This is a genomic window from Pseudomonas sp. CBS (assembly GCF_024734645.1).
In the GTDB taxonomy this organism is placed as follows: domain Bacteria; phylum Pseudomonadota; class Gammaproteobacteria; order Pseudomonadales; family Pseudomonadaceae; genus Aquipseudomonas.
In genome coordinates, this window is record NZ_CP102929.1 from 5,623,407 (window position 1) to 5,646,586 (window position 23,180).

Consider the following 23,180-nt stretch of genomic DNA (forward strand, 5'->3'; position numbering starts at 1 on the left):
CAATCAATCCAGTAACGAGAGGGTGACGGGTGTCAGGTGGTTGTCTTCCACCCGCACTTGCAATTGGCCTTCACCGAGGCGCGCGGTCAGGCGCTGGCCGGTGTGGGTTTGCGCGGCATTGCGAATCGCCTGGCCGCGTTCGTCGAGCAAGATGCTGTAGCCGCGTCCGAGAGTAGCCAGCGGGCTGACCACGTGCAGCGTCTGCACCTGGCTTTGCAGTTGCAGGCGACGGGCCTTGAGGCCTTCGCGCATGGCGCGGGGCAGGCGTTCGGCGAGGCTGTCCAGGCGTTGGCGCAACAGGGCCAGTTGGCGGCCTGGGTGTTGGCCGGCGAGGCGGGTTTCGAGGCGGATCAGCCGTTCACGACGGGTATTCAGGTTGCGCTCGAAGGCGCGGCGCAGGCGCATGTCCAGGTCGTCGAGGCGTTGGGCTTGCTGGCGCAGGCGTTCGCCCGGGTGACGCAGGCGACGGGCCATGCCTTCCAGGCGCAGGCGGTCGTGGGTCAGGCGGTTGCGCATCAGCATCACCAGGCGGCGGTGCAGATTCTCTACCTGGCGAGTCAGGTGGCTGGAATCCGGCGCTAACAGTTCGGCAGCGGCGGAGGGGGTAGGGGCGCGTACGTCGGCGACAAAGTCGCTGATCGACACATCGGTCTCATGGCCAACGGCGCTGACGATGGGGGTCACGCAGGCGTCCACCGCGCGGGCCACGGCTTCTTCGTTGAAGCACCAGAGGTCTTCCAGCGAGCCGCCGCCACGGGCCAGGATCAACGCGTCGAAGCCTCGCGCATCGGCCAGTTTCAGTGCGCGGACGATTTGCGCGACCGCTTCACGACCTTGCACGGCCGTCGGGATCAACGTCAGTTCCACGTTGGGTGCCCGGCGGCGGAACACGCTGATGATGTCGCGAATCACCGCGCCAGTGGGCGAGCTGATAATCCCGATGCGCCGTGGGTGGGCGGGCAGCGGCACCTTGCGCTCGGCACTGAACAAACCTTCGGCGCTGAGTTTTTCCTTCAGCGCGTCGAAGGCCAGGCGCAATGCGCCGTCACCGGCCGGCTCCACCGTGTCGAGAATCAACTGATAGTCGCCACGGCCTTCAAACAGCGAGACCTTGCCCCGTACCTTCACCGCCAGGCCGTCTTTCAATGCCTGGCGCACCCGTGCGGCGTTCTGCCGGAACAGCGCACAACGCACCTGGGCGCCGCTGTCCTTGAGGGTGAAGTACACGTGGCCGGAGGCCGGGCGGGCGAGGTTGGAGATCTCGCCTTCGACCCAGATATTGGTGAACACGTCTTCCAGCAACACCCGCGCACGGCCGTTGAGCTGGCTGACAGTCAGGACTTCGCGGTCCAGGCCCAGACGGGCAAAGGGATCTTTAATCATGGGCGGCAGTTTATAGGCATTCGTGCAGGGTTTGACAGAACTGCTCCACCAGCGCGCTCGGCGTTTGCTGGCAGGCGAGGGCGACGTTGCTTTGGCAATCGGGATCGGCCAAGGGCAGAAAATGAACGTTGGCCGGCGCAATGTCCCGCATCGACTCCGGCAGCAGGGCGATCCCGAATCCGGCCTGGATCAGCTGCAACTGCGTGGTCTTGCGCGACATCACCCGGGCGGCCTTGGGGAAAAATCCTGCACGCATGCACAACTCGGCTGACAGGTAACTCAGCCCTCCGCGCTGGGGGTGAGGGATCGAGATAAACGCTTCGTTCTTCAGTTGCGCCAAATCGATACCGGATGTGTGCCCGGCCAACCGGTGATTCGGCGGCACGGCCAGCAACAGCCGCTCGCTATATAAAGGCACGATGCGCACGCCTTCGCGCTGGCGCAGCACCGGTAAGCGCAACAGCCCGACCTCCAGCCGACCGTCGGCGATTTCTTCCAACTGGGCTTCGGAGGAAAGTTTGGCGATGTCCATCGACACGCCGGGGCATTGCTCCAGCCAGGCACCGATGCCGCGCAGCAGGCGGCCACTCATCGGTACGGTGCTCGAATGGCTCATCCGCAGCGTGCCGAGTTGGCCATTGCCCACTTGCGTTGCCATTTCACTGGCCTTGAGCAGTTCGCCCAGCAGGTTGCGCGCCCGTGGGTAAAACGCCTCGCCCGCAGCCGTTAGCCGTGGCTGGCGCGCAGTGCGTTCAAACAGCGGCGTTTGCAGCAGGTTTTCCAGCTCTTTGATCTGCCGGCTCAGCGCCGATTGCGCCACAAACAGCCGCTCGGCCGCCGCGCTGAAGCTGCCGCTCTCGGCGATTTCGACGAAATAACGCAACTGTCGGGTGGAAATCACAAGTCATGCCTTTTCGAGATGGGTAACGAGCTTTGAAGATATTAGTCGCAACCCTCGCCAATGGCTAAAGTGATGGCCATCTCCAATAAGGAATACCTCATGAGCCCGGTCGAACTGTTGAGTCATTGGTCGTTTGGCGGTGTTGACTGGCTGGTGATCGGGGTGGCGATTGCTTTGGCCTATATCGTGTTCGGCATCGCCGGTTTTGGTACTGCGCTGGTGGCGGGGCCGATCCTGATTCTGTTCATGCCGCTGTCGAAGATCATCCCGTTGCTGGTGCTGCTGGATTTTGTCGCGGCCTTTGGCAACCTCCTGCAATCGCGGCGGGAGGTGGTGAAACCGGAATTGCTGAGGCTGCTGCCGTGCATGGCGATTGGCTGCACTCTGGGGGTGATCTTCCTGCTTAACCTGCACTCCGATTTATTGCTGCTGCTGATGGGGCTGTTTATCAGCGCCTATGCGATCTACAGCCTGGCGGTGAAGACCAAGCCCACGCAACTGGCGGCCGGTTGGGCGATTCCCATGGGCGTTGTGGGCGGGTTGTTCGGGGCGTTGTTCGGCAGCGGCGGTTTTTTGTATGCGATCTACCTCAACAGCCGTTTGCCCAAGGACGGCGCGCGGGCGACCCAGAGCGCGTTGATCAGTTGCAGCACGGTGGTGCGCCTGAGCCTGTTTCTGATCGCGGGCGTGTATGCCGAGCTACCGTTGTTGATGTTGGCGGTGTGCCTGTTGCCGGCCATGGCCCTCGGGCTGTGGGCGGGGCGGCGGCTGACCCTGCGCATGTCCCGCGAGGCGTTCGTGCGGTTGGTCACCTGGCTGGTGCTGGCCAGCGGCATTGCACTGATCGCTCGTTATTTGAGTACTTGACCTGTGGGTGTCAGGGATTAAGCTGCCGGGCTTCAGGGCCTCTTCGCGAGCAAGCCCGCTCCCACATTCGACTGCATTTATCCTGTAGGAGTGCGGTCGAATGTGGGAGCGGGCTTGCTCGCGAAGGCGTCAGAAGCCACACCGCAGGACACCCAGGCACCATGAACTCCCAAAGCATCCTTGTCCCCAAGATATCCACCTTGCCTGTCCACGAACCCCGCGCCCGGGCGATTGTGCGCTGGCTGGTGCGCAAGAACATCGTCAAGGAAGAACTCACCACCTGCGGGCGCACCGGCAACCGCATGGGCTACGCCCTGGCCGACGGTGCCCGCGCGGTGGTGCTGTATCCCGACGCGCTGCCGTTCAATGAGCCGATCAACGGCCTGGAGATCATCTACAAGCGCTGCATCTACACCCCGGCCAAGGGCTTTCTCGAAGAAGCCGGCTGCCCGGAATGCCTCAAGGAAGTCGGCGAAGCCCTGTTCGAAAGCCTGGAAGACTGGATGCCCGGCCACACCGATAACTTCACCTGCCCGCTGTGTGGGCATGAAGACGACATCAATGGCTTCCTGTTCCTGCAGGAATGCGGCTTTTCCAACCTGGGATTCATCTTCAATAACTGGGCGGAGGCGGGGTTCAAGCAGAGTTTTATCGACGAGTTTGCCGACTGGCTGGACCAGAAGATGAGTTGGGTCAAAGTTGAGCTTTGACCCGATGTGATCGTTCCCACGCTCCCGCGTGGGAACGCTTCCCGTGACGCTCCGCGTCGCCCTGGCCAGGACGCGTATCGTCCAAAGCGGCGTTCCCACGCAGAGCGTGGGAACGATCAGTGCTGCAAAAATCATCCATCTATCAGTATTACCAAGTTTGTCAGAGTTTTACATTGAACCCGAGGGGGTGTCTGACTATAATGGCGCGCTTCCATTTTCCCGCTCGGGAGCCCCCGCGATGCTGCGTATCAGCCAAGAAGCTCTGACATTCGACGACATTCTCCTAGTGCCCGGTTATTCCGAGGTACTTCCTAACGAAGTCAGTCTCAAGACCCGCCTAACCCGTGGCATCGAGCTGAATATTCCTCTGGTTTCCGCTGCCATGGACACCGTCACTGAAGCCCGTTTGGCAATCGCCATGGCTCAGGAAGGCGGCATCGGCATCATTCACAAGAACATGACCATCGAGCAGCAAGCTGCCGAAGTTCGCAAGGTCAAGCGTTACGAAGCCGGTGTGGTCAAGGACCCGATCACCATCGAGGCCGATGCCACCGTTCGTGACCTGTTCGACCTGACCCGCCTGCACAATATCTCCGGCGTTCCGGTACTGCACGATGGCGACCTGGTCGGCATCGTCACTTCCCGTGACGTGCGTTTCGAGAACCGCCTTGAAGTCACCGTCCGCGAAGTAATGACGCCTAAAGAGCGCCTCGTGACTGTCAAGGAAGGCGCCGACAAGAACGATGTGCGCGAACTGCTGCACAAGCACCGCATTGAACGCGTACTGATCGTCGACGACAAATTCGCCCTCAAGGGCATGATGACCGTCAACGACATCGAAAAAGCCAAGGCTTACCCGCTGGCCAGCAAGGATGATCAAGGTCGTCTGCGCGTAGGCGCTGCAGTCGGTACCGGCAAAGACACCGGTGACCGTGTAGCGGCCCTGGTGGCTGCCGGTGTTGACGTGGTAGTGGTCGACACTGCCCACGGCCACTCCAAAGGCGTGATCGACCGCGTTCGCTGGGTCAAGCAGAACTTCCCTGACGTGCAAGTGATCGGCGGCAACATTGCCACCGGCGCTGCCGCCAAGGCCCTGGCCGAAGCCGGTGCTGATGCGGTCAAGGTCGGTATCGGCCCTGGCTCGATCTGCACTACCCGTATCGTTGCAGGTGTAGGCGTGCCGCAAATCAGCGCCATCGCCAACGTCGCCGCGGCCCTTGAAGGCACTGGCGTACCGTTGATCGCCGACGGCGGCATCCGTTTCTCCGGTGACCTGTCCAAGGCCATCGTCGCCGGTGCCTCCTGCGTGATGATGGGCTCGATGTTTGCCGGTACTGAAGAAGCGCCGGGCGAGATCGAACTGTTCCAGGGTCGTTCGTACAAGGCTTACCGTGGCATGGGTTCCCTGGGCGCCATGTCCCAGGCTCAAGGCTCTTCCGACCGTTACTTCCAGGACTCCTCCGCGGGCGCCGAGAAGCTGGTACCGGAAGGCATTGAAGGGCGTGTTCCGTACAAGGGCACCCTGAGCGCCATCATCCATCAACTGATGGGCGGCCTGCGTTCCTCGATGGGCTACACCGGCAGCGCCGACATCGAAGAAATGCGCACCAAGCCTGAGTTCGTGCGGATCACCGGTGCCGGCATGGCCGAGTCCCACGTCCACGACGTACAGATCACCAAGGAAGCGCCAAACTACCGCGTAGGTTGATGCTTCCAGCAAATAGTTAAGTAACCGGGGCTGTCTTATTCAGCCCCGAGTTGTTTCTGATTCATTAGACGAGACTGATCTCATGGCCCTCGACATTCACGCCCACCGCATCCTGATCCTCGACTTCGGTTCCCAGTACACCCAGCTGATCGCCCGCCGCGTGCGTGAAATCGGCGTGTACTGCGAACTGCATCCGTTCGACATGGACGACGAAGCGATTCGCGAATTCGCTCCAAAAGGCGTCATTCTCGCCGGCGGCCCCGAGTCCGTGCACGAAGCCAACAGCCCGCGTTGCCCGCAGGCGGTGTTTGACCTGGGCGTGCCGGTCTTCGGTATCTGCTACGGCATGCAGACCATGGCCGAGCAATTGGGCGGCAAGGTTGAAGGTTCCGAGCTGCGTGAATTCGGTTACGCCCGTGTCGACGTGGTCGGCAAGAGCCGCCTGCTGGACGGCATCGAAGACCATATCGACGCCGACGGCCTGTTCGGCCTCGACGTATGGATGAGCCACGGTGACAAGGTCACCAAGATGCCGGAAGACTTCCACATCCTGGCCAGCACCCCGAGCTGCCCGATTGCCGGCATGTTCAACGACGAGCGTGGCTACTACGGCGTGCAGTTCCACCCGGAAGTGACCCACACCAAGCAAGGCGGTCGCATCCTGTCGCGCTTCATCCTCGACATCTGCCAGTGCGAAGCCCTGTGGACCCCGTCGAAGATCGCTGAAGACGCCATCGCCAACGTCCGTGCCCAGGTCGGCACCGACAACGTCCTGCTGGGCCTGTCCGGCGGTGTGGACTCCTCCGTGGTTGCGGCTCTGCTGCACAAGGCCATCGGCGACCAATTGACCTGCGTCTTCGTCGACAACGGCCTGCTGCGCCTGCACGAAGGCGAGCAAGTGATGGCCATGTTCGCCGAGAACATGGGCGTCAAGGTGATCCGCGCCAACGCTGAAGATCAGTTCCTGAACAACCTGGCCGGCGAGTCCGACCCGGAGAAGAAGCGCAAGATCATCGGCCGCACCTTCATCGACGTATTCGATGCCCAGTCCAACAAACTGGACAACATCAAGTACCTCGCCCAGGGCACCATCTACCCGGACGTGATCGAGTCGGCAGGCGCCAAGAGCGGCAAGGCCCACGTGATCAAGTCCCACCACAACGTGGGCGGCCTGCCTGAGGAAATGAACCTCAAGCTGGTAGAACCCCTGCGCGAACTGTTCAAGGACGAAGTCCGTCGTCTGGGCCTGGAACTGGGCCTGCCGTACGACATGGTCTACCGCCACCCCTTCCCGGGCCCGGGCCTGGGCGTGCGGATCCTCGGTGAAGTGAAGAAGGAATACGCCGACCTGCTGCGTCGCGCCGACCACATCTTCATCGAAGAACTGCGCAAGGCCGACTGGTACCACAAGGTCAGCCAGGCGTTCGTAGTGTTCCAGCCGGTGAAATCGGTTGGCGTGGTCGGCGATGGCCGTCGTTACGCCTGGGTTGTGGCCCTGCGTGCGGTGGAAACCATCGACTTCATGACCGCCCGTTGGGCGCACCTGCCGTACGAACTGCTGGAGACTGTCAGCGGTCGTATCATCAATGAGATCGAAGGTATTTCGCGCGTTACGTACGACGTGTCGAGCAAGCCGCCGGCGACGATTGAGTGGGAGTGATCCCTCTTCGCAATAAACAAACGCCCGCGTAACAGCGGGCTTTTGTTTTTGTCGCGGTACAGGTGTTAAACATTAAGATTCGGGTTTTGGCGCGAATGTCCCGATGTAAACGTAAGGCTCAAGGTTAAACGCCTCTTTTAGCTGGCGAGGATTGTACTCGGTGACCTTCGGCGTATCAGATAGCGCTGACGTCACCATGGCTAACCTCCAGTCTGGGTTGAGCATTAATCCTGCATTGTGTTCGTTACGGGTGAGGAAAAAGCGCGGTGTCGTGCCGGCCGTACCCTTAACTTCGACATGTAGCTCTGACTCTTTGCGCGCGAAGAGAAAGTCATACCCGCAGGGAAGGTGTGTTGTGCGCTGGTAGCCGTAACCTTGTGCTATGTAATACGCGATCACGGCTTCCTCAGCGGCAAGCTCAACGGCTTTACGATGTTCAGGGCTGCCAAATCCCCGAAGAGGGTCGGCCTGATCCAGTTCTGGGTCAAAAACGGTGTGTTCATTGGGGTTGTGTATTGCTACTGAGGCCAAACGCGTCATTAAGCTCTCGAGCCGAGCCTGAACTCTTTCTTTGTTCTCGGTCTTCGTAACGTTTGGGCCGTCCAGAAAAGAGTACTTCCCCTGTTTCACGGATGGATCCGAGAACGGCAGAATTCTCTCCTCGGGCGGGATGAAGTAAGCGGAATTGCTGGTTATGCAATATGACCAGTCGTAAGCAGGATGGGGGAAAACTTGCTGTCGCTGGTCGATGTTGTTGGGGCGGACAATCCATTCACCATGAAGCGTCGCATTTTCGTACCAGCCGACCACGTGTATGCCTGGGGTTGCCGGATTTTTGGCCAGACACACAACTGTCCATCCTTCCGGGTCGTCATGATAAGGCGCGTAGTTGCCTCCTTGAGGGGGGACATAACAGTAGTAAGTCCCATCGACATCTGGCATGAAGTTGTACGCTTCATGGCCTCGTCCTTCATTTTCCGTGCCTTTGTTCTGATTTAGCCAGGCAAAGTTACCAGCGATGTCGCCACCTCGATAATATTCTGACCACCCGAACTTGACCCACAATACCTTGTTCATCTAGTAGCGCTCCTTTGGGCAGGTTTTTGCATTTTCGCAATCGAGGCAAACTGGTGGAGTGACGATCAGGCCTGAGTCGCTGATCCGAACAAGCTGCTCATGACGCTGGTATTTGAGATTCGTGGATTTCGACTGGGGCCAAAACAGGCTTTGACGTGCTCCAGAAAGTGAACCCGGCGAGGGCACCGGCGCACACAAATGCCAAGCCGCACAGTCCGGCCATGAGGCGGCGCAAGCGTGTTTCGCCGCTTTTCTGTTCGTTGCGCAGGGCATGTACCTCGACTTGACGCTCGGCCCGCTCCTGCTGCCGTTCGCTGCGTTCGTTAAGTAGCGCTTGGCTCTGTTCGGCCACCACTTCGCGCAGTTCTGAGAGCTGGCGCTCAAGGTCGCGGTGATTCTCGTCCCGCAGCTGCGCTTGGAAGACTAAGTCGGCATCGAGCCTTTCGGTCTGGCTGGCGGCTTCACGGCGTTGTTCGTCGAGTGCGGCGAGCAGACCTCGCTCTACAGCCGTGAGACGTTGTTCCAGGGTTGAGTCGACCGCCTGCTGTAACTTCGTGAGGCGCTGCTCCAAAGTGCTCGCCTGCTCATCGAGGACTTCCCGGAGCAACTGCTGCTGTTCTTCCAGAACCCCCTGCATCTGCTGCATGCGATTGTCAAAGTCCGCCAGCAGACGATCCCGGGTTTCCATCACTTCTTTGGCGATGCTTATCAGCATCTCGCCGTGTTCGTCGGTCAGTCCCTGGACTTTCAACAGGTCTGTGACGTATTGGCGCAAGCCTGCGGCCTGGTGCTTGATCACGGCCTGGTGCTGTTCGAGGCGCGTGTTCTGTCGTGCCAGTTCCTCGGCCTTGGCATCCAAGGTCTTCTGCTGGTCGGCCAGTTGACCCTGCTGTTCGGTCAGTTGCTGCGCCTGCAGCGAGCTGATAACCATCAACTGGGCGAGAGTTTTGGAGAATTCCGCCTGCACTTCCTGGGCGTCGAGCTGGGCGTTCTTCAGTTCGCCACGATGAAAAAGCCGGCCTAGGAAATTACGCTGCTCGTGTTCGTCGCGCAGCCTCTTGAAATCGTCTAGACGTTTGAAGGTGCTATGGAATTTCTCGTACACATCGGCGATGTCGATACGGCTGAGCAGGTCGTCGCTTGGGACGGTGCTGGCGAGTTGGGCAATGACTTTGGACATCCCTTATGTTTCCTTCCTGAACTGCTGAAGCAACGAACCGAGGCGTTCGTTGAACTGTTTTTTGCTATCGATGGCCTGGGATAGGGCGACGATAGTCGAAGCCTGTTCTTCCATGGTGCCTTGCGCGTGCTGCACCGAGGCTTGGGAGGCCTCGGTTGCCTGGTCGAAGCGCTCGGCGATACGCTGATTGAGCTGGGCCATCATCCGGTAGCGCGCCGACAGCCGGAATTGCAGCTCTACCTGTTCGATCATGCGCTCGCCCAGTTCGGCTGTGGCTTGCAGGGTATCGATCTGCGCGTTGATGAAGTCGGTTCCCTTATCTAGCATCCAATCGATCAGCGAGTCGATCGCGTACATCAGCAGGGCGTTGGCGAGGCCGGTCATCAGGCCGGTGAGCACCGGGGCAATCATGCCGGCCAGCGGTGCGAGCACCGGGATGCCGATGATGAACGTGTTCATCGATTGCTCCAGGAGCATGCCGGCACCGAGGGTGAGCAGGCCGGCCAGGCTCTTGCTGAAGGCGCGCATGACGTCGGCGCCGGACATCTCCTTGGGCGGCCAAAGAAGGAGCTTAAGTGCCTTAAACAGCTCCTGCATGCCTTCGCGGATGATCGTCACGACCTTGGCCGAAGTGGTAATGAGGTTGTTGATTAGGAAGGTCAGCAGGTTGCTTACAAGGCCTTGCAGGCCGCCTTCGAAGAAGGCATCGAAGGCGGCCTTGAACTTGCTCTGAACGCGCTTGAGCACACGCTCAACTGCTGCCATCACACGGTCGAGCAGGGGCTGCTGATCGTCACGCTGGCTGACCACCTTGTGCACTTCGACGAAGCTGCCGTTGACCACCTCGAACAACAGCACTCCCATTGCCCTGCGGAGGCCTGTCTTGCCGAATTCCTTCGCGCCTGTAATGCCCAACTCCTTGCCGTGGTAGAGCAAGCGGTCTTTGGTATCGGGCTGATGCTGGTCGATGGCGGCGCGGGCCTTGTCGATCAGCGGCTTGGTAATGGATTCGTCATAACCATTTTCGGCAGAAAGCGCGGTCTCTGCGGCGGTATCACTTTTTTCTCGGTTATTTTCAAAGGTGGTGAAATGCAGGTTGTCTTTTTCCGAGGCCAGCGCCTTGCGTTGCTCCGGAGTAAGCATCCAGCCGCCTTCCTTGTGTGCTTGCTTGAGGGGGATGGTGTGATCTAGCTCGGCGTTCATCACCAGCTTGCCATTTGACTTGGCGGTGCGCTTGGTCGGTGCATTTTCATTGGTGTAGGTGTCGATGAAGGTTTGCGAATTCATCGTGCCGTCCTTCACCGCATCCTTCATCTTCTGCTTTTTCGCGGCAGCGTAATCGTAGTCAGCTTCCCGGTCATAATGCTCGGATGCCTTGGCGTAGATATCCTGGTTAGCATTGTGCTGGGTGGTGACGTTGCCACCATCGATGTCCGAGAACATTGCCGGGGTCAATCCGAAGGGGCCGACCACTTGTTGCAGGGCTTCTTCGCGGCAGCGGTCGAGCAGCTCCTGGAGGCGCTTGTCTTTCAGTGTCTCCCGTTCGGACCGAGCGCCAGCGGGCATCTGTAGCTGCCGCTGGTCGGCATCGACCACGGAGCTGAGCAGGGCATCGAGATTGGCCGTGAGCAGTGGATCGACTTGCAGGGTCGGTTGGGAGGTCATGCAACAGTCCTTGTCGAAAGAAGCCTGCGCAGCAGGGAAAAGGCGAAAAAGATACTATTAGGCCACTATTGATTGTTCAGGCACAAGCCGCAGACCTCAGGGCTTCCAGATCACTGGATGTCAGAAATACCACCAAAGGTGTACCGCAGGCGGACACTGCCTGGGGACTATCAGCCCAGTACGGAGCGTTATCGGCGATTCTTGATTAGGACGCCCTTCGATGCTCACGTCAGGACGCGAGAGGCACCACGTGTGATTGAGGTTTCGCAAAGCGAAGGGGGCGCCTGTGAAGATTAGGCGAGTCAGTAAGAGGACTTACTTCCGAGAGCTACGGCATAAACCGCGACAGATAACGAATGATGCGCTGAGATGTGAAATGGTATTTTTCATGGTCCTGTACTAATTGCCTCGCTAGAAGCGCCGTTTTCCTGACGGTTACCTGCTTGTTAATAATAGAGTGGGAGTGAACCCACAGCGAGGCATGAAAAAACCGGCTTTTGCCGGTTTTTTCATGCCCGCGATAAGGGCTTATTGTTGCTTATTAAAGAGTCGCATTATGTGGGTGGCCCCTGAAATTCCGCGCAAAGACCTCTTTCCTCGTTCGTTGAATATCCCGGCAGGTCAATGACTTTTGGCAGCCTCGGTCAAGATGGCATCAGTGGCAACCACTTGGCGGTTCAGCGAGGTTCAATTATGGCAGTGGGTGTGTGCTCACCGCTAAAGCAGTTCATGCATGGGGCCTTTTCAGGGTAGCGCTGATCCTGTTGACGCCGGGCCGCGCGGCAGTCACTGGTTCTCCGAGTGAGCGTCATCCTTGCAGTAACAATCATTTGTAGTCATGCGCCAGCGTGCCCGCTATTGAAAACGCACGTGAAAGCTTTGAAGGCATCCAGCTGTCGGTGAATGAAATCAGGGATCAGAACCTGCAGATATCCGCCGCAGCCGAAGAGCAGCACAGCGTCGCCGAAGAAATCAACCGGCATATCCAACGGATCTACGACGAAGCGCGACTGGTCGAGAGCCTTGCCAGTTCTGCGCAGGAAGACTCGGGCCGGCTTTCGCGTCTGTCGAGTGAGCTGAACGGGCTGGTGGGGCGCTTCAAGTCGTAAACACGTGAGGGCGGGAGGAATGACGGGTGCAAAGCACCTTATTCCTCCCATCGCCGGCATCGGCGATGATGCTCTTGAGTTAGACATGGCGAGTCATCAACTCCGAAGGCTTCTACTGCAGCCAAGGCTTCTACACACCAACGGCCAAAATAAGCCCCGCCTTCAAAGTTCTGGTCGCCATAGGTATACCAATAAGGATGCCGATAGCTGACCGCCTGCGGGTCTGATCCGGATTTGACGCCTGGTACCAGTGTTCAACAAAGGCTTTGAGCAGCGGTGCCTGAGAGTCTGCAGGGGCATCCACGGCCTTCAACAAACGACCATACGGCTTGGGGTAGAGAAGCACGGTTCCTATCTTGCGGTCTGGGCTGCGGCTGACAATGATCCGATCAAGCAGTACATCTTCGCCATCATTGCCGATCAAGGCCTGCAAGCGATGCCATTGCTCGTTTGGAATTTCGAGGGCGAGTGCCAAGCCGACCAGCCAGAAGCAAATGATGTAGTGGTCGTAATTGAAGCGCCAGTAGTGCCAGGTAAATTGCTGCTCTGCAGTTCACACTGCTGCCCCGAGACGCTCAGCTTCTTCCCGCGCTTCTAACAGGCCGGGGAAATAATGCGCCAAGTCAGTAATTGGGTATCCGGAAGAGTATTTGCGCAGGATTTGGTGCCAGTATTTCTGAGCAAGTGTAAATTGGAATTGGGGGGCGTAAGCCTGGTCATCTGAGTTGTTATCAGCGGCTACAGATTCTTTTTTATGTAATCGTCGTTGTACTCAATCCACTCAGACCAGTAGCTTATCTACTCTAATGGTGCGCGAATCATTTAGCTATTCCTCTGCTGAGTACACCGTCCCAAGCCAACCGCCCATCATGCACCATTTTCCTTTAGACCCATGATGAGTACTGGTTAATTCCACAATTAATCCTGTTGCGAACGGAATAGTTATTTTTATTTAATCTTATTCAACGTCGTAATTGATCAAGAATCATCAGGTGAACATGGATATCCACCTTTTTCATATGCTCCAGGTCAGCCTTTCCTCCAATGCAAAGGGCGGGCTCGAACGCGTACATCTCATCTTCGCCAACCGGCCCAAGCTTTGCCAGTGCGCGCAGGAAGAGCGGCTTGCCTTGATTGTCCTCGAAGTCGAGACTTTCTCGACTGGTAGAACCAAGGAATATACCCAGCGTTCTATCCGGGACCGGGTTGGGCTTACTCAATTGGTTCTTCAGCGCAACAATACCGCCCGCTAGACTTGATATTGTAATTTTGCGCTGGTAACGCTCACCCCATGCATACAACGAACCAAATGCATCCCTGGCGATCACATTATAGTTGTCGACTTCTGCCAAGCCACTGCCCTGCAGCCACATATCGAGCGTCGCCTTGTATGGCTCCGGATCTACAATCCAGAACAGCCCATCAGCATAAGAGCACCAACCTTCATTCTGCCAATAACCAAGCAGGGCCTTGGGTAATATCGAGCGATACTTGTCGATACTTGACTTGGGCACTTCTCGACGCGAGTTTGGTTCGCCTAGATTATCGATCAATGATTGAAAAAATTCGTCTCTCAATTTCCACGCCCTCTTAGTAACTCCAGTCTGACATTCATCTTCGCCTGCCCTGAACCATTGGCGATGGCCGAAGACACTGCCTCATCCAACGCTTTCAAGCGGCTCGGCCAGCTGCCTCCGATCGACGAGTTGATCAGTGAATCGCCCATTCTGACAGGTTCGTGACTGAACCAACCACCTGCGACCATATCAGGATCGTGCAGCGCCGCCAGCTCAGAACGAATCTCTCTGGCTCTGACGGCCGCTTGCGCAGAGGCGGTCTTGAAGTCGGTACCCTTGGTCATTAATGACTCAGTGATACTGTCTCTGACTTCATTTTCGAAGTCCTTGCCGAATTTCTGCTGTGCGGCTGCGGCATCTGGATTGCGTCCGAGCTTATCGTAGGCATCCCGAGCAGTCTTGAACTCCTCCACCGTCATACGGTTGATAGCATTCTGCTGCGCTAGGAGCTGTTTATTGTATTCCTTGAGGAAGCTTTTTTGCTGCTCTGGCGTCATCGCCTTGAACTTGTCGCTACTGAAAGGATTGAACGCCTTTACCGTAAACTCGTCCATTGCCGGCACGGCCTTATCCGGGTTTGGCGGTGTTTCAGGTTTTTCATTTGTATTGGGAGAGTCTGTCGTGGGTTTATTATTACCCGCGAGCTCGTCCGAAGTGCGCGTGGGTGTAGTCTCTGGCGCATCGGCCACAGGCCGATGTGGCAAGGCGTTACTCGTCTTGGAGGCTTCGACCTTGGCCAGCTTGGCGCCGTCTACTACCATCTTTTCAAGCTGCTGCGCTCCAACCTTGATCCCCGCCTTGGCCAGCGCCACGCCACCTTTCGCAGCCCCGCCGACGCCCGTTGCAATGCTGCCGACTTGCCAGGCGATTTCGCCGATGGCCTTGCCCAAGGCTTCGGCGTTTTCGTCGCCGCCGACTTCCAGCGCGGTCTTGATCGTTTCTATCTTGACGTTGAGTTCGTTGACGACGCTGTCGCCAAACTGCTTTCTGGCCTCTGGGTTATTAATCAGTTGGCCAAGGCCGGTAAGCCCTTCGATGGGGTGCGCAACAAATTCGGCGAGGCCTGTGACGTCATTCCAGCCTGACTGGGCCAACCCCTTGCCGATGCCGAACTGAGTCAGAACATCCTGCCTGCCGCTGATGTACGACCATTTGGCAACGACTTTGCCGGCGGCAATCAGGCCTTTTGCTTCGTCGTATTCCTTCTTGAACTGCACGATCTGCTGAGTCGCCAGCCAGTTGTTATCCACCGCCGCACCCGCCGCGGTATTGGCGGTGGTCGGGTCGATGGAGGCGCTGGTCGCTGCCAGGCCGGTCACCAGGCTGACGATCAGGTTGCGTTTGGCTTCGCGTTGCTCTTCGCTTTCGTCGGGGCTGCTTTGTGAGAACAGGCCGGTGAGCAGGCTTGATGCTGCTGCGCCTGCCGCGCCGCTGCCACAACTCTGGCTGCTGGCCGCCGCACCCGCGCAGGCGACGATGCCGTGCAGGGCAGCGTGCAGCGGGGAGCCTTCGGTGAGTTCGCCTTTGGCGACCAAATCGCCGATGTAACCGGCGCCGCGTTGCTGGACGTAATTAACCACAAGCCCTTGCACGAAGGCCGCGTTGCCCGCGCTGATGTTGCCGCCTGCGGCGCCGATCAGTGCGGTGGTGATCTGCCGATAGGTGCCGCCTGCGCCCCAGTTTTCGGAGATGTCGTTGGCATCTGCCAACAGTTCTCTTGAACGGTTCTGCAGGGCCATTTGGGCGGCATCATTCTGCCCGTCAACTTTGTCGGCTTCTGCCTGCAGCTCTTTGGCTTGTTGGCGTTTGAAGTCCGCTTCCCTGGCTTTGTTGGCGAGGAAGGTGCTGGCTTCGTTGGAGAAGGCAGTGACGATCTCGAAACCGGCGCGGACTTCGTCTTCGTCGAAGATCGGCTTGAGCGAGTTGCTGCCGTCGCGATCACTGGACACGTCGCGGTTGAGGCTGGCGACGGTTTGTTCGGCAGTCTGGCCAGTGCGTTTCTGCTGTTCGGCGTCGTCGGTGATGACGACGGCACCGCCACTGATGCCGCTGCGGGTCACGCTGCTGGCGTTGTCGCTGGCGCTGATGGCGATCGGCATGTTGGCGCCGATCTGGTTCTCGTTCTTCGCCAGGCCGGTGCCGGGGGTGGCCTTGCCGCCGGTCTGCACGTTGCCCTTCTGGTCCTTGCCGACTTCGTTGTAGCCGCCGCCCAGGCTGACGGTATTGGCGTCGTAATCCGCCTTGTTCTTGATGTCGCGGCTGGTGAGGCTGGATGTGACCAGGCTGTTTTTGCCGTCCTGCACGGCCTTGTCACTGCTGGCGATCACGCCGCCGACCAAATCGGTGTTGCCCCGCACGTTGATGTCGAAACCGTCATCCCCAGCCTTGATGCCTGACTGCTCGGTGACGCTGGCATAGTTGGAGTCGATGTTGGTTGCGCCAAAGTTTGCGCTGGCACCGCTTATCGAGCTCATGCCGTAGCAGAACGGTGGAATACAAAGACTGATGCCGATGCCCAGACTCTTTTCATCGACTTTGTACGTGTTGGTGTCTTGCAGGCTTTCGATATTCAGATCGCCGCCGACATCGGCGATGACTTTTTTGCCACTGGCCACCGCTCCCTTAAGCAGCGTGTCGCCGCCGGATGACAGCAGCAACTGGTTGCCAGCCTCCACTTTTGTATTGGTATGGGTCAGCTCGTCGCCGTCGGCCTGGCCCCGGTTTCCGGTGGCACCCAGGTCCAGGGTAAAGCCGTTTCTGCTACCGCCCAGCGAGAGGCCGATACCGATGCTGGCGCTGCTGCCTTTGCTGTCGGTGTTTTGCTGGCTGGTGTTGTTGGCGGCGAGCAGGTTGATGTCGCCGTCGGCCATCAGGCTGGCGTCACGCCCGGCCTTGATCTGGCTGCCTTGGACCGTGATGTTGCTGTCTGCACCTGCGCCAGTCGCGCGCAGGCGCACATCTTGACCGGCGGTGATGGTCGAACCGGCGGCGCTGTCGCTGGTCTGGGTGGTTTTGCTTTCGTTCTTCTTGGTGCCCAGCGACAGGCTGATGTTGATACCGCCTGCCGCGCCAGGGTCCATTGCCACCGCCGTGGCGGCGTTGTTACCGCCCAGCAGAACCGTGGCCGCTGCCAGCGCCTTCATGCGCCCGTCATCGGTTTTCTCCGATGCCTGCTTCATCTGCTGGGTGGTCTGGATTGCACTGATGACAGGGTTAGTCACCGTCAGAGTGAACCCGGTCTGTTTGAACAGGGTTTCACGTTCGCGCTTGCTGGTGTTGCGGGCTTCGACGACATCGATGGTTTGCCCGGTGATATCGACGCTGCCTTCGGGCGCGCTCACCTGGCTGCCCACCTGGCGGTAGCCTTTGCCCGCTTCCATCAGCACATCGCCTTTGGTTGACCCCACGGTACTCGCCGCTGCGGTCTGGCTGGTGGTGAGGTCCTTGACCGTTTGCTGCTGGGTGCCGAGGGTGACCGCGATACCGCCGCCGCTGAACAGGCCGCTTGTCTTCACCGACTTGTCGTGACGTTCGCTGCTGCTCTCGGTCGCTGCTTCGATGTTGATGTTGTTGTCAGCCGCCAGAATGGTCTGGTTGGTGGACACCACGTTGCTGCCGCTTACGTTGATGTCGCGACCGGCCTGCACATAGGTTTTCTCGGCACTCAGCGTCGAGCCCTGCGCCTGGGTCTGGTTGACGGTGTCGCGTGTGGTGGTGGTCTTGCTGGAGAACAGGCCGTTGCTGCCTTTGAATTTGTGCGCTTCATCGGCGAACTGGGTGTTTTGCGCAGCGGTCAGGTTCACGTCGCGCCCGGCGTCGGCGATGATTGCACCTTGCTGACTGGTGACGCTTGCGCCTCGGGCATTGAGGTCCTGCCCGGCACTGAGGCGCACATCGCCTTGGCCTTGAATGGTTGAGCCGACTTCGGTCTGGCTGGCGTCTTTGCGCCAGTTGCTGCCGTTCCAGTTAACCGATTGCTGATGGGCTTCGCCAACGGTGGTCAGGTTGATGTTGTTGCCTGCTTGCAGCGAGGTACTGCCGCCGGCGCCTGCGTTGACCACCTGAGCGCCGGTCAGGTTGAGGTCTTTGCCCGCGTTGACGTCCATGGTGCCGTCAGCGCCGCTGACGAACAGGCCGGCCACGCGTGACAGGTTGGTTCGTGTGCCCTGGGCACTGCTGCTGTCGCGACTGCTGGACACAACGTTGACGTTTTGCCCGGCGTTGATGGCGAGGCTGTCTGTCGCGCCGATCAGGCCGCCGAGGTTGTCGAGGTTTTCCCGTGCTGTCAGCGAGACCTTGTCGGCCTGGATGCGGCCGCCGAGGTTTTCGAGGTTCTGCGCGGTAATCGCCATCACGCTGCGCCCGGCCAGGCTGCCGCTGTTGACCAGATCACCGGCAATGTTCAGGTTCAGGCGTTGCCCGGCAATCAGCGAGCCAGAGCCGTTAAGGTCGCTTTCCTGCACCCGCACATAGACCTGTGGCACCAGCACGTTGCGGGTTTCGCCGTTGGCGAGGGTGACCTTTTTTTGTACCAGCCAGACGATGTCGCTGGTCAGTTGAGCCATCTGCTCGGGGGAGAGCTCGACGCCGGGCACCAGTTGCCATTGATTGGCCAGGGTGACGGCGTTGTCGATCAGCGCCCGGTATTGCGCTTCGTCGTTGGCGTAGCCGTCGAGAAAGCGCCGACCAGTGAGTTGCGCGACCTGTTCGCGAATCAGTTTCTGCTCATAGAAGCCATCGCCGAGGCGCTGCTGGGTCAAGGCAGGGTCGACTTGCAAACGCTCCAGCATGTAATCCGACGACAGCCAGGTGCGATAGCTGGCGAAACGCGGATCTGTTTCGACCAGGTAATTGCTGGTGGTCTGCGGATGGGTGGTGAACAGGCTGTTATTCGGCAATTCCAGGGACGGGCCCCCAGTGCGAATTTGCTCGGCCACGCCTTGTGCGTTCTGGGTGGTCTGCGCTGCCACCTGAACGATCGGAGCTACTTGAAAGGTACGGGCGGCCGCAGTGCTGACCGTACCGGTGGAAGCGATCTGCTGGCCGACGGCCTGAGTACCGCGTGCGCTGATCTGGGTGCCCGTGCCGCTGACCGCTGTGTTCTGCGCGAAGACGGTAGGTTGCAGGGAGATATCCTGAATCAGCGGGGCAGGGGTATAGGCTGCGGTGTTCGCGCCTTGCCGGTCGCGGCCCTTGCGCTGGATGCGGTAGAAGTTGGTGACGCTGCCGCTGTCGACGGTGGTGCGCTGGCCCGACACTTCGGTGTTGGTCAGGCTGGTGACGTCTGCCTGCAATAGTCCGCCGGCGATAATGCGGCTCTTGTCGTTGAGCACGTCGCCGGCGCTGATCTGCATTGTCCCGCCAGACAGGATCTGCGCCGGGGCCGAGGTGGCGATCTGGGTTTCGTTGACGACGCGGGTGTAGTCGTAGCGGTTCCAGTTGTCGCGCTGGCCCTCGGGGGTGACCAGGTAATTCACCTCATCGTGACGCAGGGAGATCTCGTTGGCTTGGTAGCGGTTGGTCGAGCCGGTGAGTTGAAACTCCTGCTCGGGTGTTCGACTGACCTCAACATCGCGCGTGCTGAAATGTTCGTTGGTGTTGCGCACGCTTTGTACGTTCAAAGACAGATCGCCAAGCGCTTCGAGGGTCGCGCTGGCATTGGTCAGCAATTGAGCGCGACCCTCAGCGGTGTCGAGCGTGCTCAAGGTCCCGCCAATGGCGAGGTCGCCAGCACTGAAGATCAGCGATTGCTCGCGGTTATTCAGGGTCGCGGTGCCGATATTCAGTGACTCACGGGCTGCTATCGTTGCTGCGGTGCCATTTTCATCGAGGTTGTTCAACGTTGAGGTGGCTATCGCCAGTTGGTCGCCATACAGGCGCGCGGTGCCGAGGTTATTCAGCGTCGCTGCCTGCAGGCGGACTTGCTGGCCGTCGATCAGCCCGCGGTTGGTCAGGGTGTCAGCGACGTTCAGGCGCACCTGGCCCGCGCTGATTTCGGCGTTGGCGCTGTTGTCGAGCGTCTGTGCGCTGACCAGCAGCGACCTGCCCGCCAGTAAACGCCCGGTGTTGTTGAGCGCCCCGGCGGTGCTCAGATCTACGTTGTTGTTGGCCTGAATCTGCCCGCTCAAATCAAGGCCGCTCTGCAACCTGAAGTTGATGTCACCCAGGCTCAGCGCCCGGCCCGTGCCGCTGTAATACGCGGCGTTGAGCGACAGCAGCTTGCCCGCAATCAGCGTGCCGTCGAGGTTATTCACCGATTGGCGACGCTGCGCAGTATCGCGGTCGCTTATCGTCAGGTCGCCGGTCGAAGAGATCAGCCCGTTCTGGTTATTCAGCGCCTGGCTCACGCCCAGCAATAGACCTTCATCGGTGCGTAAAGCACCGCTCTGGTTGTTGAGGGTGTTGACCGCCAGGTTCATGCTGCGGCCTTCAAGGCCTTGGTTGGTGCCCTGCGTGGAGCTGTTGTCGAGCGCGTCGGTGCTCAGGCTCAATGCGCCGGCACTGCGCACCAGACCGCCCTGATTGTTAAGGGTCTGCCCCAGCACCAGTTCAACGTCGCCGAGGCTTTGCAATTGGCCTCCACGGTTGTCCAGTTGTTCGCCTTCGATGTGGACGGTTTTCTCGCCAATGATCTGGCCACCGTCGGTGTTGGCCACGTCGCTGGCGTTGAGCAACAGGTTGCCCTTGGCGCTCAAAAAGCCTGCGCTGTTGTTGAGGCTGGCGCTACGGATTTCCACGGCATCCTGGCCGCTGATGCCTTTGGTGGTGCCGGATTGCAGGTTGTTCAGCGCCTGGCTGCCGGTGTCGATGAACAGCTTGCCTGTGGACTGAATCAAGCCCGCCGCGTTACGCAACTCGCCGCTGCGCAGGTCGAGGGTGGCGCGGGCGTCGAGTGTACCGTCGCTGTTGTCGGCCAGAGCGCCGTTGCTGTTGAGGTCCAATGCCTGACCGCTGATCACACCACTGCGGTTATCCAGGCCCTGAGCTGTAACGGCGATGTCACCCTGGGCTTCCAGACGCCCGCCATTGTTGGTCAGCGCGCCGTTGGTCACGTTGACCGAAAGGCCGGACTGCACCGAGCCAAGCACACCATTGGTGTTGTTGAACTGCCCGGCGATGATCGCCATGCGCTGGGTAGACGCGAGCGTGCCGCCGATGTTGTTCAACTGGCTGAACTGCGCTTGCAGCTCGCCACCGGCGCTGACGGTGCCTTGGGTATTTTCCAGGCGTGCGCCGTTCAGTTGCGCGGTGCCGCTGGCCGCCAGCGTGCCGCCGCTGTTGTGGATCAGATCACTGGCGGTCACCGTCAGCAGGCCGCCGTCGGTTGCAACAACTTTGCCGTTCTTATTATTCAGCGTGCCAACGTTGATCGCCACAGCGCCTGGGCTGTTGACCTGGCCGTTCTGATTGTTGAATTGCTCGCTGACATTGATCTGTAAAGGCTCCAGCCCCGTTTGCAGAATGCGCCCGTATTGATTGGACAGGGTGCGGGCCTGGAGTGTGAGCTGTTGGCCCTGGGCCAGACCTTCATCCAGCACCACGTCGTCAGCCTTGATCGACACGCTGCCATTACTGGCAATGCTACCTTTGGTACTGCCGAGTTGGTTGGCCTGAATGTCCAGCGAACCCTTGCCGGCATGCTCGATGGTGCCGCCGCTGTTGTCGACGCGGCTGGCGCTGATCCGTGCATTGTTGGCGTTGGAGGCAATGCGTCCACTGCGGTTGTCGAGGCTCGCGCTGGCGTTTATCGAGGTGTCGGCGACGCCGGTCTGCACCAGCTCGCCGCCGACGTTGGACAGATCACTTGCGTTCAGTTGCAGGTTGTCGGCGTTGACGCTGGCGCTGTCTGTGCGCAGGGTTTTTGTCGCGTTGGCCGCGAGGGTCTGGCTGGCATCCACGCGGCTGCCACTGAGATTGCTATCGCCGTTGTTGGCGGTCAGGGTGACATTGCGGCCTTGAGTCTGGCTGCCGCTTAGGTCCAGATCATCGGCCTGGATGCTGACATCGCCTGCCGCCAGGTTTTGACCCTGCGCTTCGACGTGGGTGGCGCGCACCGCAAGGTTGCCGCTGCTGCCCAGTTTGCCATCCACGCCTGCGCCCGCCGCTAGGCTTGAGCCCTGGGTGCTACGAATCGACTTGGCGCTGAGGGTTGTTTGATTCTGGCTGGCAATGGTGCCGCTGTTATCGATATCCCCGGAGCTGGTGAGGTTCAAATCGCCCTTGGTGTAAAGCGAGCCGCTATTGTCAACGCTTGTGGCAGTGATACGGGTGGCCGTGGTGCCGCTGATTGTGCCCATGTTGTGCAGTTTGCCGTCTGCGCTGACGACCACTTCACCCGCCATGGCGCCAATTTGCCCGGCATTGCGCATGCCGACACCCGATTCGGTCCCCACCAGCACGATCTTCCCGGCGTACATTCCGCCCAATTGCGCCACGTCGATGCCGACGGCTGGCTTGTCGCCGTCGGCGCCGGCCTGAGGCTTGGCCTGGGTGTTATCGGCGTTGACCTGATTGCGTCCGGCGGTGACCTTAAGGTCATTGGCCCAGATACCCGCATTGACCTGCACGGTACGGGCAATCAGGTCGGTGTAATCGGCGTCGCGGCTATCAAGGCCCTTGCCCTGAATGTTCAGGGTGCCGCCGTTCACGGTGTAGCCGCTGATGCTGCCGTTCTCCAGCTGCACCTGACCGGTGCTCAGGGTCGCACGGTTGGCGTTGATGAAGCCGCAACCGTCGCAGGTAATGCCGGCCGGGTTGGCGATGACCACTTGGGCGCGTTGCCCGGCGACTTCGACATAGCCGCGTAACTGGCTGGGGTTGCTGGCGTTGACCTCATTGAGGATGACCCGCGCGCTGCCTTTGGCCATCGCTGCGTTGCCTTCGATCCAGCCACCCAGTTGCGTTTGGGTGTTGGCGCCGCTGTTGTTGAGGATGACGCCGCGCGGGTCGACATCGAATTGATTGTAGGTGTTACGCGAAACCCCGGCCGCGCTGGGCGCCTGAATATTCACCTGCGGCGTGCCGTTGGCGCTTTGAATCACCGTCGGACGCTGGCCGGCTGCGGCAGTCGGATCGGCCACAATCGTGCCCGCCGCCCACGCCGGTACAGCGCTCCAGGACACCAGCCCGAGCGCGATCATCAATGCAAAACGCATCGGCCCGAGCGTTGCCGTGCAGCCCGCGTCGGCGGTGGTAAGACTGACGCGGGTGCCCGGCGCCTTGACCTGGCTGGTGACGTTCTCCGCCACCACCATCAACAGCCCGCGTGCCTTGTTGAAAACAATTCGGTACAGGTGCTTGTTCATAGCAATTCCATTTGCGGAGCCGGCCCGCGATACAAAAG

Annotated in this window: 12 protein-coding genes and 1 pseudogene; 5 read left to right on the forward strand and 8 right to left on the reverse strand. The window is 59.6% G+C overall.

From position 1 onward, the window contains the following. Positions 1 to 3: 3 nt before the first annotated feature. Positions 4 to 1,383: an exodeoxyribonuclease VII large subunit gene (xseA, locus tag NVB75_RS25645; RefSeq protein ID WP_017478671.1), complete on the reverse strand. Its 1,380-nt coding sequence runs from the start codon at positions 1,381 to 1,383 to the stop codon at positions 4 to 6. 10 nt (positions 1,384 to 1,393) lie between these two features. After that, positions 1,394 to 2,284 (reverse strand): LysR family transcriptional regulator, encoded by an 891-nt coding sequence (locus NVB75_RS25650; protein ID WP_258343895.1) that lies wholly within the window; start codon positions 2,282 to 2,284, stop codon positions 1,394 to 1,396. 99 nt (positions 2,285 to 2,383) lie between these two features. On the opposite strand from NVB75_RS25650, the gene NVB75_RS25655 reads away from it, so the two are divergent. The 4 genes from NVB75_RS25655 (at position 2,384) to guaA (ending at position 7,229) form a co-directional block, all read left to right on the forward strand. After that, complete coding sequence (locus NVB75_RS25655; RefSeq protein WP_258343896.1) at positions 2,384 to 3,151, forward strand: sulfite exporter TauE/SafE family protein; 768 nt, start codon at positions 2,384 to 2,386, stop codon at positions 3,149 to 3,151. 161 nt (positions 3,152 to 3,312) lie between these two features. Next, on the forward strand, positions 3,313 to 3,861 hold the full coding sequence (locus NVB75_RS25660) for a sugar ABC transporter ATPase (RefSeq protein WP_258343897.1): 549 nt from the start codon (positions 3,313 to 3,315) through the stop codon (positions 3,859 to 3,861). Between the two features lie 238 nt (positions 3,862 to 4,099). Next, positions 4,100 to 5,569, forward strand: coding sequence for an IMP dehydrogenase (guaB, locus tag NVB75_RS25665; RefSeq protein ID WP_003209646.1), 1,470 nt, complete (start codon positions 4,100 to 4,102; stop codon positions 5,567 to 5,569). An 82-nt stretch (positions 5,570 to 5,651) separates the two neighbouring features. Beyond that, on the forward strand, positions 5,652 to 7,229 hold the full coding sequence (gene guaA / locus NVB75_RS25670) for a glutamine-hydrolyzing GMP synthase (RefSeq protein ID WP_017134673.1): 1,578 nt from the start codon (positions 5,652 to 5,654) through the stop codon (positions 7,227 to 7,229). Between the two features lie 72 nt (positions 7,230 to 7,301). Here the strand turns inward: guaA and NVB75_RS25675 are convergent, their stop codons facing one another. The 3 genes from NVB75_RS25675 to NVB75_RS25685 form a co-directional block, all read right to left on the reverse strand. Further along, complete coding sequence (locus NVB75_RS25675) at positions 7,302 to 8,306, reverse strand: DUF3883 domain-containing protein (RefSeq protein WP_258343899.1); 1,005 nt, start codon at positions 8,304 to 8,306, stop codon at positions 7,302 to 7,304. Between the two features lie 97 nt (positions 8,307 to 8,403). Beyond that, complete coding sequence (locus NVB75_RS25680; protein WP_258343901.1) at positions 8,404 to 9,486, reverse strand: hypothetical protein; 1,083 nt, start codon at positions 9,484 to 9,486, stop codon at positions 8,404 to 8,406. A 3-nt stretch (positions 9,487 to 9,489) separates the two neighbouring features. Continuing rightward, entirely contained in the window at positions 9,490 to 11,151 is a 1,662-nt protein-coding gene (locus NVB75_RS25685; RefSeq protein WP_258343902.1) for a hypothetical protein, read from the reverse strand. A gap of 836 nt (positions 11,152 to 11,987) precedes the next feature. Between NVB75_RS25685 and NVB75_RS25690 the strand changes: the two are divergent. After that, positions 11,988 to 12,260: pseudogene (locus NVB75_RS25690) on the forward strand (chemotaxis protein); the annotation flags it as partial. A gap of 130 nt (positions 12,261 to 12,390) precedes the next feature. Here NVB75_RS25690 and NVB75_RS33495 read toward each other — a convergent pair. The 3 genes from NVB75_RS33495 to NVB75_RS25715 all read right to left on the reverse strand — a co-directional run bounded on the left by NVB75_RS33495 (position 12,391) and on the right by NVB75_RS25715 (position 23,142). Further along, positions 12,391 to 12,735 (reverse strand): PoNe immunity protein domain-containing protein, encoded by a 345-nt coding sequence (locus tag NVB75_RS33495; protein ID WP_375378888.1) that lies wholly within the window; start codon positions 12,733 to 12,735, stop codon positions 12,391 to 12,393. Between the two features lie 487 nt (positions 12,736 to 13,222). Further along, complete coding sequence (locus NVB75_RS25710; protein ID WP_258343903.1) at positions 13,223 to 13,837, reverse strand: GAD-like domain-containing protein; 615 nt, start codon at positions 13,835 to 13,837, stop codon at positions 13,223 to 13,225. Then, entirely contained in the window at positions 13,834 to 23,142 is a 9,309-nt protein-coding gene (locus NVB75_RS25715) for a hemagglutinin repeat-containing protein (RefSeq protein ID WP_258343904.1), read from the reverse strand. The genes NVB75_RS25710 and NVB75_RS25715 overlap by 4 nt, the downstream gene beginning before the upstream one ends. Between the last annotated feature and the right edge of the window lie 38 nt (positions 23,143 to 23,180).